Consider the following 12,593-nt stretch of genomic DNA (forward strand, 5'->3'; position numbering starts at 1 on the left):
GCCCCATGCGGTTTGTTGTCCATCTCGATGCGGATGCGTTCTTTGCTTCCGTGGAACAGGCGGCCGACCCTCGCCTGCGGGGGAAAGCCATTGCGGTAGGCGGCGAGCAGCGCGGAATTATTGCCTCCGCCTCCTACGAGGCGCGGCGCATGGGAATCTACACTCCCATGCCCACCAGCCGCGCCCGCAAGCTGTGTCCCAAACTCATTATTCTACCGGGCGATTATGAGAAGTACGAGCGCTTTTCCCAGTGGATGTTCAGCTATGCCTACGACTTCACGCCGGATGTGGAGGTCACGTCCATTGATGAAGGCTATCTCGATCTCACTCCCACGCATAAAGATCCGGTGAGCATCGCGCGCACGTTGCGTCAGGCGATCCATCAATCGCTCAAGATTAGTGTGAGTGAAGGCATTGGCTCCAACAAGCTCGTCAGTCAAATCGCCTCCAAGCTCAACAAGCCCGCGGCCTTTTTTCAGATTCCCTCCGGCACGGAAACCAACTTCCTTCATCCCTTGCCCAACCGCTGGCTTCCCGGGGTGGGCCCCGTCACTTCCAGTCGATTGAACGCTGCCGGACTGTCCCGCATCGGTCAGATTGCCGCGACGCCGACTGATCTGCTGGAAATGCTGGTCGGATCTGGAGCCCCTACTCTGCGTCAGTTCGCCCAGGGAAAGGATGATCGTCCCATCATCCCGGCCCGCCCTTCCGCCAAATCCTATGGTCAGCAGGAGACCTTCAACCAGGACCAGACGGATGAGGCATTTCTCGAAGCTACGCTGCGACGCATGGCCGATCACCTCATGGCCAAGGTGCGAAGCGATGGCAAAAGCGTCCGCACCCTCACCGTCAAAGTGCGCTACAACGACATGGATGAGGATCAGTGCAGCGAAAGCCTGGCTGAACCCACCGATCTCGAGACGGATATTTACAGCCGACTCCCCATTCTGCTGCGCAATGCCTGGCGACGACGGGTCAGCTTGCGGCTGGTCTCGCTGAAGTTGAGTCAAGTTTACGAAGGCATTTTCCGCCTGGAGCTGGCGCTGGATCGCGCCTCACAGCAATCCGATGCCCAGCGACGTCTCTCGAAGGCCGTCGATGAATTGCGCCAAGCCCGAGGGCACCGAGTGATCCTGCGGGGACACGATTTCATTTTGCGGGAAGCTCCCCCCGCTCTTGCACCAGCCACCTCTGCGGTCGCCCTTCCGACTGTTTCTCGAGCGATCTCCGCACCTATGGCTGTGCCCCGCACTTCGCCGTCCACACATCCCCTCCCTGCACTCCGGCTTCCTTCGTCGGTCCGCTATACCATTCCACGCGCCACTCCCGCCATTGCTCCCATCCCGTTGCGCGTGCGCAGCCATTACTCGTTTCTCAACTCCACGCTGTCTCCGGAAGCCATCGTCGAGCTCGCTGAGAAACATCAGCATGGCTCCATCGCCCTCTGCGATCTGGGAAACCTCCATGGAGCCGTCGAGCTGGCGCAGGCGGCCAAGTCGGCAGGCATCCGTCCCCTGTTTGGCGCGGAGGTGCGTATCGACGGTCAGGCGCTTTGCCTCTACGTCGAAAATGCCATCGGCTACGCCAATCTGTGCCGTTTGCTTTCCCAAACCGTATCCTCCGCCGAGCGGCCAGGAACTCTCGCAGCCTCAGCGCTGGAAACCGAACGATGCGCTGGGCTGATTGGAGTTTCGCCTCATCCCGACCTAGCCCGCCATTTCCCGAAGCGCTTTTACCTGGGAGTGCGTTCGGATAAAGAATGGCAGCGACACGCGGCCGCTGGATCCTTTCCATCGGTCGCCATGTCCGCCGTGCACTATGAGTCTCCCGACGACCGCTGGAAATACGACATCCTTCAATCGATCCGCACTCTTACCTTGTTGCGTCAGCCCCATCCTTTGAAGGTGATGCCCGCCTCGTTCCATCACCGCCCCGCTCGCGAAATCCAGGAACGATTCCGTGAATTGCCATCCGCCCTCTCCCACACTCACGAAATCGCTGAGCGCTGTTCTGGATTCACCTTCCCCCTGGGGCCTCCCCAATTCCCGGCATATCTTCCGCCCAACGGAGAGTCTGCTCGTGAGTTTTTACGTCGACTGGTCTTTGATGGTGCCCGACGGCGCTATCCCGGAAACCGCTGGCAAACTGTCTGTCCGCAGCTGGAAACCGAGCTGCAGATCATCCATGAAGTCGGTTACGAGGAATACTTTTTGGTCGTCTGGGATCTGCTTCAAGAGTGCCGACATCAGGGAATCTCCTGGATCACCCGCGGTTCAGCGGCCGATTCCTTGGTCTGCTATTGCCTGGAGATCAGCGGGGTCTGTCCCATTCGCTTCGATCTCTATTTCCGTCGCTTTCTCAATCGGGAACGAATGGCGCTGCAGAAGCTGCCCGACATCGATGTCGATTTCCCTCACGACCGTAAGGACGATGTCGTGGATCTGCTCTTTGCCAAGTATGGACCCGCTCATTGCGCCGTCGTGGGCGGTTTCTCGACCTTTCAAGCCCGCAGTGCTGTGGGCGAAGTCGCCAAAGTGCTGGGAGTTTCCGAGCATCAAGTGCGCCGTTTCACCGAGCACTTTCCCTGGAGCTTTGGCGGCGGCTGGGGACACGCTTCTTCTTCCGAAGGATCGTTGATCGAGCGGCTCAAAGCGATGCCCGAATGCCAAGATTTACCACTGGATGAGGAACCCTATCGCAGCGCCTTAGTCATGGGCGAGTTTTTGGATGGCGTCCCACGCTATCCCAAGATGCATCCCTGCGGGGTGGTGCTTTCGCGTCAGCCCATTCATGAACTGACACCCACCTTCGTTTCTGGAAAGGGCTATGTCACCACCCACTATGACATGGACGGAGTGGAGGCCATCGGATTGGTCAAAATGGACATTCTCGCCCAGGGCGGATTAGCCGTCATGCGCGATGTCGAAGGCATGCTGAACCGTCAAGGGATCCAGATCGATCTGGAATCCTGCACTCTCCGTTCCATAGCATCTCCTTCGCCCCCCCCAGCGATTGCTGATTCCACCGTTCCGATCGCAGCATCGCCCTCCTGGTCCGATCCTTTGATTTGGGAGATGATTGCTTCAGGGGGCGCTCGGGCGGTGCATCATATTGAGTCGCCTGCCATGACCACCCTGTGCCGCATGTGCCAAGTGCAGGACATCGATGGTTTAATCGCAATTGTCAGCGTCATTCGTCCCGGGGCGGCCAACGAGCACAAGAAAGTGCGCTTCACGCGCCGTTATCAAGGCCTGGAAGCTCCGACCTATCCGCATCCTTCCTTGGAACCCTGCCTGCGCAGCACCTTTGGCCTGGTGGTCTACGAGGAGCATATCCTGCAGATCTGCGAGGCCTTCGCTGGATTAAGCGGCGGTCGGGCCGATGTGTTGCGTCGCGCCCTGGTGAAGCAGCAGCTCAAGAATGTAGAAATCATCGGCCAGGAATTCGCCACCAGCGCACTCGCGCGTGGTCATTCTCCCGAGTTGATTCGTGAGGTGTGGGAGTTGGTCACGGGTTTCAACGGCTACGCCTTCTGCAAAGCCCACAGCACCGCCTACGGCGTGGAAGCCTATCAATCGGCCTGGCTCAAGCTGAACTTCCCCGCCGAGTTCATGGCCGCGGTGCTGACTCAGGGAAAGGGATTCTACAGTCCGCTGGTCTATATTCTGGAATGTCACCGCCTCGGCATCGCAGTCCTGCCTCCCTGGATCAACGAGCCCGGACCCGATTTCCGAGTGCCTTCACCGGCTTTTTCCAAAAGCCCAGCCATTCGTATTCCCGTCTCCTACGTCAAACACTTGCGCGAAATCACGCTGGAACGCCTGTTCCACGAACACCAGCGCTGCCCCTTTGAAAACGTCCGCGACTTCTATCTGCGGGTGCGTCCCAATCAGGAAGAGATCGAAGCCCTGCTCAAGGTGGGAGCATTCGATGGTTTTTCAAAGCCTCGCACCACGCTCTTCTGGGAACTGCAGCAAGTGCACCACACTTTTGGCAGCCTTCAGGATCCAGACCAAGGCTGGCTGCTGCCTCCCCCCGGATTGGAATCGCTGCCGGAGGTTCCGTTGACTGAGCCCACCCGATTGCAGCGGCTGCAATGGGAAACAGAACTGCTTGGATTTACGGCTAGCGGCCATCCTTTGGAGCTGTATCCGCAGATTGCCTGGAACACTTATTGCCCTGTGAACCGGCTGGGAGAGTATACCGGACAGGAAATTGTCACCTGCGGACTGATCATCGAGCAACGGCTGCATCATCAAGCCACCGGCGAGCCGATGAAATTTTTGACGCTTTGCGATGGCACTGGAATGGTAGAGACCGAACTCTTCGCCGCCACCTATCGGAGCTATGGATTAACGACCGTGCGCTATCCGGTGCTGGAAATCACTGCGCGCGTCGAGCCTTTCGAGAACGGCCGCGGTCACACCTTGCGCGTGATGCGCGCTGGAAAGCCGCGGGAAAACTCCGAAGGATGCTAGGGGCCAACCGCTCGATACCAAAGGACGGCGTTTAAGGAGGATGGATTCAATCCTAAAAACGGCAGACGTGTCTCCGCACTCCATAGCGTCAAACACCGCGCGAAGCGTTTGGAGTGCTGTAGCCCTCTACAGCTTTTCGTCCCCCCCCCGGAGGGGGATCCCAGCTCCGCTGTGGGTGCCAAAGCGGCAGAGGGCTGCCGCACTCCATAGCAGCTAACCCCTCGCGAAGCGGTACGACGAGGTTTATAGTTCCATAGTCGTGTAGCCCGCTACAACTGCTGTGGGAACCGGCGCGACGGCAGTCTGTGATACCCCTGCTCGGTCTTAATCAACACCAGCGAACTGAGCTTCCGATCGCGGTCGATCATCCGCTGACCTTCCTTGGCCCCTAATATACAGACCGCGGTCGCCAAGGCATCGCTGCGAGTCGCATTCTCAGCGATCACGGTTGCCTGCATTCGGTTAGTTAAGCCCAGTCCGGTGCGCGGATCCACAATATGTGAATAACGCACACCTTGAATCTCCACAAACTGTTCGGTGTCGCCTGAGGTGGAAACCCCGGCGTTCCTCAGCAACAATACTTGTCCCAAGGTATTGGTCCGTCCGGACGGGTCGCCGACCCGCACCCGCCACCCTCGCTGACCCGGCGGCGCATCGCCAATGGCCAAATCTCCACTCGCTGCCACCAAGGCTGATCGGATGCCTCGATCTCGCAGGACTTGCAAGGCAGCATCCGCTGCAAAGCCCTTGGCGATTCCCCCGAGGTCGAGGCGCATCCCCGGAATCCTCAATCGACCCGAGGAATCACGCCGCCGCAATGCCACATTCGTCCAACCAAACACCGCCGTCGCTGCTTGCCTCCGCTGCAACTCTGGAAACTCCCGCTGGCGTCGAGCACGACGCCAAACCTGAACCAGCGGGCCCACCGTTGGATCGAAGACCCCCTGAGTCTGATGCACGATCCGACCCGATACTTCCAAAATACGAAAGAGGTCGGAACTTAGGCTATGCCATTGACCGGGCTCCGCCGCACAAAACCGTAGCAGCTCACTCTCCGGATCGTAGTCGGTCATGGCACGTTCCAGTGCATCGATCCGCTCGAACGCCTGGCGCACCGCTCCCGTCGGTGCCGAGGCTGCGTCGGCGTAACAGGTGATAGTCCACACCGTTCCCATATGAGCCTCCGAGAACTCATACCGCTTCGCTTCGGCGGCGGCGGCAGGAAGCGAGACGACCCTGCAGCAGAGAACGAGCAGCCACAGGCGATGGCAAAGAAGGTATCTCATAAAAGTAAGGAACCCCTCGCTCGCATCGCGAGGAGGGGTTCTTGTCGAATTTCAATGGTGGAGAGGATCAAACGGCCACCGTTTTGCCGGGAATCGCGCGCGGATACATCCCATCCGGCCCCGGACGAATACCAGGATCGGCGTCCCAATCGAGGTTCTTCGGCATAGTGTCGATGGTGGAGTTCAGGGCTGCCTCCCAATCAATCACTTTCCCGGAGTAGGTGGCCATCCGGCCCATCACGGCAGTCAGAGAGCTCTTCGCGCCGTTCTCGGCCTCGTTGTAGGGACGGTCATTGCGGATCGCATCGAACAGATCATCGTGTTCCTGCTGATAGGGATCCTTCTTTTTCTCGTCCTTGAATCGCCAGGCATTGGTGCCACGGATGATATGGCTGCTGACGTCGCAGCTGCCTTTAGTGCCGACCGCGTGCTCGCTAACGCTATTCCAGCAATTGAGGATGTGACGGCATTGGCTGGAGAGACGGGAGCCATCGGCATACTCATACTCCACGGCGTGATGGTCGAAGATTTCGCCGTAGTCCTTGCCTTTTCGCACTTCGCAACCGCCCATGCCATTGCAACGGACAGGATAGCTATTCTTGACCCAGTTGATGACGTCCAGGTTGTGAATGTGCTGTTCGCAAATATGGTCACCACAGGTCCAAACAAAGTAGTACCAATTTTGCATCTGGTACTCCATTTCGGTCAACGGGCGACCGAACTTCGCCTCGAGATCCTTGCGGGGCTTGACCCAAGGCGTGCTGCCATTCCAGTAGGCGCGCATGGCGACGATGTCACCAATCTCACCGCCGTGGAGGCGCTTGATCGTTTCGATGTAACCAGCTTGGTGATGGCGTTGCAGCCCCACTCCGACTTTCAGATTCTTTTTCTTGGCTTCTTCGGCGGCGGCCAGAACACGACGAACGCCCGGCCCGTCGACCGCGACCGGCTTTTCCATGAACACATGCTTACCCTGCCGAATGGCCTCCTCAAACATCATGGGCCGGAATCCCGGAGGAGTGGCCAAGATGACGACGTCAGCCAAGCTGATGGCCTGCTTGTAGGCTTCAAAGCCGATGAATTTGTTCTCCTCGGGAACCTCAACCTTCTCCTTATGCGACTCCTTGAGGCTACGCAGGCTCGACTCCATGCGATCTTTGAAGACATCCGCGACAGCGACTAGTTTGGTGCCACCCTGGGTGCTCAACGCCTGGTTGGCAGCCCCCGAACCACGACCGCCACAGCCCACGAGCGCTAGCTTCAGGGTGTCTCCCGGCGACGCTCCCAGGGCAAAGCGATCCGGCGTCAGCGCACTCATCAAAGCGCTGCCTGCGACAACCGTTGAAGTGGACTTAAGAAAGCCGCGGCGCGTGACCGGCACCACGATTTGAGAGGATCGGGAGTCATTCATAGTATCAGATTCGTTTAACGATACGCATTCGACGACACGTCGACAGCGCGATATTCACCGAAAAGTACTGACTGGACAGCACGTTGCGATGGAATGGATCGGACCATAGACAGCCTTCGCACAGAATTCAAGAGACAGTTAAGAGGGGCATGGGAGGGTGTGGCTAAATCCGGGGGAGAACAAAGGCTCCCGACTGCGTCGGGTCCTGAAAAGCGGCAGAGGGCTACCGCACTCCAAGACGCTTCGCGAGGCGCTTGACGTTATGGAGTGCTGTAGCCCTCTACAGCTTTTGCCCCCCGACGGAGTCGGGATCCGTTATTCTCACCAGGAGGTAATCAACTCCGAGGCCTGGTCAGTCCTCCGAGAACAGGTACTCGAGATCGTCCTTAGACAAACTCCGAGCGAAGCCTTCCTCCCCCAAGACATCCGAGATCGTCTGGGCCTTGCGCTGCTGCAGTTCCCAGATCTTTTCCTCGACCGTTCCGGGCGCGATCAGGCGGTAAGCGTGCACGGTTCGAGTCTGACCGATTCGATGCGACCGATCGATGGCCTGAGCCTCCACGGCCGGATTCCACCACGGATCGTAGAGGATCACGTAACTGGCGGTGGTGAGATTCAAACCCGTGCCCGCTGCGCGCAAACTCAACAAAAACACACCCGGTCGCGGATCGTTCTGGAAAGCTTGGACAATCTCCTGGCGCTCCTTCGATTCCCCCGTGAGGATATGCGTCGGGATCTTCAGATTGGCACACTCGGTCTCCATCAGCTTCAGCATCTGGACGAATTGACTGAAGACGAGAACCTTTTGTCCCTCCTCCAGCAGCGGCTCGAGCAATTCCATCAGCGTTTCGGTCTTGCCCGAAGCAGTGTCGCTTCCCACCAAGCGGGGATGACAGCAGATCTGCCGCAAACGGGTAAGAGCCGCCAGGACATGGATCTTGCTCTTCATGAGGCCTTTCTCGGCCACCGCCTGCATGATCTGGTCGCGGCTGCGACGCAACTCCGCCAGATACAACTTGCGCTGTTCATCGCCCAATTCGCAGTCGCGACGAACCTCGATTCGTTCCGGCAAATCTTTCGCGACCTGACGCTTAAGCCGCCGCAACATAAGCGGACGGAGTTTCGAGGACAGCCGGCGACGCGCGATGCGCTGGGCGGCTTCCCCTTCCTCGCCCTCTCCACGAACATCGTAGGTCTGGGAAAAGTGTTCCTGGGATCCCAGGTAGGTCGGCTGCACGAAATCGGTGATACTCCAGAGATCGAGGAGCCGATTTTCCAGCGGCGTCCCGGTCAACGCCAGCCTCTGGTCCGCCTTCAATTGCTTGACCGACTGAGTGACTTGAGCGGTCGGGTTCTTGATGAACTGAGCTTCATCCAGAATCAGGGCACCGAAGGAAAACTTCTGCAGAGCCTCGAGATCTCGACGCAGCAGCGCGTAGTTGGTCACGATGAGATCGTGCTGGGGAATCTGTTTGCGCAGGTTGTGCCGAGCCGAGCCACTCTCCAGCACCAACACGCGCAGATGGGGCGCGAACCGATTGGACTCACGCCGCCAGTTGTGCAGCACCGAGGCCGGACAAATGACCAGCGCCGGTTTTGGGTTCTTCGAATTTCGCTCGTGCAACCAGGTCAGCCACGTGAGCGTCTGGAGCGTTTTTCCGAGCCCCATGTCGTCCGCCAGAATGCCTCCGAGATGCATCTGCGTCAGATGGCACAGGAACGAGAAACCTTCCTTCTGATACGGACGCAACTCGGCATCCACGCCCTTGGGCAGCTTCACCTCAGGAATCCCCTCAAAGTCGGAAAGACGCTTGCGGAGGAGCTTGGCTTCGCTGCTGTCGCCGAAGCGCTTCAAAGCTTCTTCGTCAAGATGAGCTGCCTGCTCCATGGGCACCTTCTGCGGGCTTGCGCTCAGATTCTCCAAACCGAGGTCCGCCATGGCCTCATGCGCTTGAGATACCGCCCGAATGTCGAGTTCGACCCAACCGGCATCCGGAAGCTTCACGAAGCGGCCCGTGGCCGACTGCAGGCGATGCAGATCCGCTGGGGTGAGCTTCATGCCCTCCTGCTCCCACTCCGCCGAAACCGTAAACCAGTCGATACCACTTCCCTTGACAATGAGTGTCGGACGCAGCTGGCGGGGCGAGAGGAACAGCCGTTGGAAGGCTTGGTTACCCAAATAGTCCGCTTCCTTTGGTCGGTTCGGCCAAATCGCGGCCAGCACGCCCAAGAAATTCTCGTTCGCATCCCCGACCCATACGCCGGGTTCGGGTGTAAACCAGTCCAACCGACGCAACCAGGCAACCGCCGCCTCCAGGCGAGCGTCCTCCAGCACTTCAGCCTTGTCGAGCGAGGCCACATACGGAGGATCGACCTGCCAGTCTTGTCCCGTCCAGTGCCAAACGCTCTTGTTGCGCTCGCTGCGCGCCAGCAGTCGAAGCCGTACGGTGTCCTCCGCGAGCTCGAACACAAACTGAGGGATGGCGGTGTGGGACACGCACAGCGAGTCCCAGTCAGCCCCGGATCCTGCCTGGCTTCGACGCAGATGGGTTCGCAACCGAATGCTCAGCTTGCCCACCGGGACGGAGGGCCGCTCCGCCCAGAACTGCACCAACTCGGCCGGCGGAGCGTTCCGCACGACATAAACGGTTTGGTCAACCAATGCCAAGGCCGGCTCGCCATCAAAGAATCGTGCCTCGGTCAAAGATCGAGGCTGCCCGCTCGGCAAGGTGATCCGATGAACAAAATCCAGTCCCTGGGCGTTTTGAATCAATTCGGGAACCAACTGGATCACCTGCCCCTCAAACAGCAGAGGTTTCTTAGCTAACTCTAGCCGACCCGATGAGCCCCAGCGGCACAACCATCTGAGCAGATCAACCCCGGACAAAGTAAGGGATTCGCTCTTGGGCGGATGGTCTCGATAGAACGACGTCGCCCATTGGATCAGTTCCCAGTCGGCCGGTGGAAACAGCTCCTGCTCATGCGCAGCCCGAGTCAGCAGGTCCACCAGATCCGCGATAGATCGGGCCTTTTCACCCGTGCGGGGACGCGAAAGAATGATCCGCAGCTCGAGCGCATGCAGATGCGGCCGATCCGCCAACGGCTTGAGTTCGCACACCACCCGCACACTGGCCCGCGGTGAATCCAAGTGAGTCGGTGCCGGGGGGAACATCCAATTCTCCAGCAGCAGCAAATTCCGGTGCTCCGCCTCCGCCTCCTCGATCTCAGCGAACCGAGCAGCATTGGCGAATGGCTGCAGCTCCGTGGGCAGCGAACGCTGCGCTCGAAGAAAGAGCATCGCCACCTCCTCAACGCGATCCTTACCCTGCGCCGCCATGATCCGCGGCCACCAATCCTGACCGCCAAAGTCTTTTCGAGAGAGCGAGAGACGCTCGAAATAATCCTCCAATAAAAGCCAGGCACGCTGTGAGTCCGCGCACTCTGCAAAGAGCTTCAAGAGCTCCTCGCGTTCGGAGACCCGGGTCTTGGGCTCCGCGAGTTCGCGCCGCAAATCCGCCAGGGCACCGTAGGTCTTTGACAAGACCGTGTGGTGCGCATCGTACTTTGTGCTGGCGGAGTAACGCGATGAACGTCCGTTTTTACTCGATACTTTGGCCATGAGTCGTGTCCAAAAAAATCCAAGGAAAGTGAGTCATGATGACGTCATAGACCGGCACTTGCGGTCAATCAGAAATCGCTCACGTGTTAAAAAAGATTCGATCCACCCCTTTTTACAACCTGAAGCAGCTTGGTGAATACACTTCATTAGACTGAGCCGAATCGCTCCGACCCGAGCTCAAAACTCCCGCACCCGATCTCCCGCCTGACACTCGCCCCGAAGCACATCAGCGACAGTGTAGGTATCACGGTGGGGCCCCGTGACCTTGACCTGTCCTACCTTGATGTTGTCCCGATACACCGCCAGGGAGGTGCCGGGCGCAGGCATCACACCCACGGCGAAACGCATCACCACAAATTGCCCCTTGAGATTCACGGAGGTAATCTCTCCCGTCAGGTCGGACCCGAGCGAAACCGAATGACTCTGGTTGGTTCCCGCCGCGGCAGCAGCTTGTAGTGGCACCGACTTGTCCGTTCGCACACTGCTCCCACAGCCATTCGCGAGAAGGGCTAACAGTGCTCCAAAGAAAACTCGGCAGACCAGGTTCATGAGCTTGACTCCAACCAATAGCGACCCGTTCGCTAGCAAACCAGGAAAATCTTTGACCAGGCCGCTCGCTCGCCTCGCCTCGAGGACACGCTCGACTAGCTGGCCTGGCCGCCGCGATACACGCGGGGGACGCGATAGGTGATGCTGGTCAGCACCTCCCACGGGACCGTACCCATCCACCCCGCGACATCCGAGGCCCCGATGCAGCCCGGTCCCTGTTGCCCGATGAGTACGGCTTCCTCCCCCGGATTCACCGATTCCAGCCGAGTCACGTCGACCAGTATCTGATCCATGGTGATCCGCCCGACCACCGGACAGCGCCGCCCCTGGATCAACACCTCAGCACGGCCGCTGCCCGACCGAAGATAGCCATCGCCGTAGCCCACTGTGACCGTCGCAATCCGGCTGGACCGCTTAACGACATAGGTCCCACCGTAGCTGAGTCGGCTTCCCGCCTTCACTTCCTTCACATAGCTCACCCGCGCCTTCCAGGAAAGCGCGGGTTGGAAGCGATCGATCTTGATTCGACTTCCCAACCGACTTCCGGGCGGGATCACACCATACACGAGCAATCCAGGGCGCACGGCGTTGCACCCGTCCGGCAGCTCGAGCAGGATCCCAGCGCTGTTCGCGCTATGAACCCATTCCGGGTCGCCGCCGGCGGCACGCACCGCCTCCCGAACCTTGCGAAAGCTCTGTCGCTGGTTTTGGGTGAACGCCGCCTCCTCCTCCACGCTCGCATAGTGCGTGTAAAGACCGGCCAGCTTAATGCCAGGCGTCGAACGCGCCTCCGCCGCCAACGCTGGGGCGAATTCTGGCGCCACGCCCAAACGGCCCATTCCGGTATCCACCTTCAAATGAATCGAGGCCACCACTCCGAGCTTCTGAGCTACCTTGGCGACCTGATGCAGCTGCTCCGCACTGGAAAGGGTGAGCATGACCCCATCTCGAATGGCATACTCAATCTCGTCGGGCAGCGCTGCTCCCAACAGCAAGACCGGCCAGCCTTTGCCCACGCTCCGAATCGAGTCCGCCTCGCTCAAGCTGGCGACTCCAAAAACGTCCGTTCCACTTTGCATGAGCAGGGCCGCGATCGACTTCAGTCCGTGCCCATAGGCGTCAGCCTTCACCACCGTCATCACACGGACCCCAGGCCCGACCCGGTGCTTGATCCAAGCAAGGTTCGCACGGAGAGCATCCAAGTCTACTTCAACCCAGCAACGGCGGTTGGTCAGCCCGTTCGACGTCAT

6 protein-coding genes are annotated in these 12,593 nt (G+C 59.2%); 1 reads left to right on the forward strand and 5 read right to left on the reverse strand.

What is annotated here, in order from left to right; all coding sequences use genetic code 11:
• Nucleotides 1-5: 5 nt before the first annotated feature.
• Nucleotides 6-4,478, forward strand: a complete 4,473-nt coding sequence (gene dnaE, locus JNN07_19025) for a DNA polymerase III subunit alpha (GenBank protein ID MBL9169840.1) — start codon at nt 6-8, stop codon at nt 4,476-4,478.
• Nucleotides 4,479-4,747: 269 nt separating this feature from the next.
• Here the strand turns inward: dnaE and JNN07_19030 are convergent, their stop codons facing one another.
• From JNN07_19030 to alr, 5 genes are all read right to left on the reverse strand, one after another.
• Nucleotides 4,748-5,764: an FAD:protein FMN transferase gene (locus tag JNN07_19030; protein ID MBL9169841.1), complete on the reverse strand. Its 1,017-nt coding sequence runs from the start codon at nt 5,762-5,764 to the stop codon at nt 4,748-4,750.
• A gap of 67 nt (nt 5,765-5,831) precedes the next feature.
• Nucleotides 5,832-7,175: a Gfo/Idh/MocA family oxidoreductase gene (locus tag JNN07_19035; protein ID MBL9169842.1), complete on the reverse strand. Its 1,344-nt coding sequence runs from the start codon at nt 7,173-7,175 to the stop codon at nt 5,832-5,834.
• A 352-nt stretch (nt 7,176-7,527) separates the two neighbouring features.
• The gene (locus tag JNN07_19040) at nt 7,528-10,794 is read right to left on the reverse strand and encodes a DEAD/DEAH box helicase (GenBank protein ID MBL9169843.1); all 3,267 of its coding nucleotides are present in this window, start codon (nt 10,792-10,794) and stop codon (nt 7,528-7,530) included.
• Between the two features lie 177 nt (nt 10,795-10,971).
• Nucleotides 10,972-11,343, reverse strand: coding sequence for a hypothetical protein (locus tag JNN07_19045; GenBank protein ID MBL9169844.1), 372 nt, complete (start codon nt 11,341-11,343; stop codon nt 10,972-10,974).
• Nucleotides 11,344-11,438: 95 nt separating this feature from the next.
• Entirely contained in the window at nt 11,439-12,593 is a 1,155-nt protein-coding gene (alr, locus tag JNN07_19050; GenBank protein ID MBL9169845.1) for an alanine racemase, read from the reverse strand.

It is taken from the genome of Verrucomicrobiales bacterium, from assembly GCA_016793885.1.
GTDB lineage: Bacteria > Verrucomicrobiota > Verrucomicrobiia > Limisphaerales > UBA11320 > UBA11320.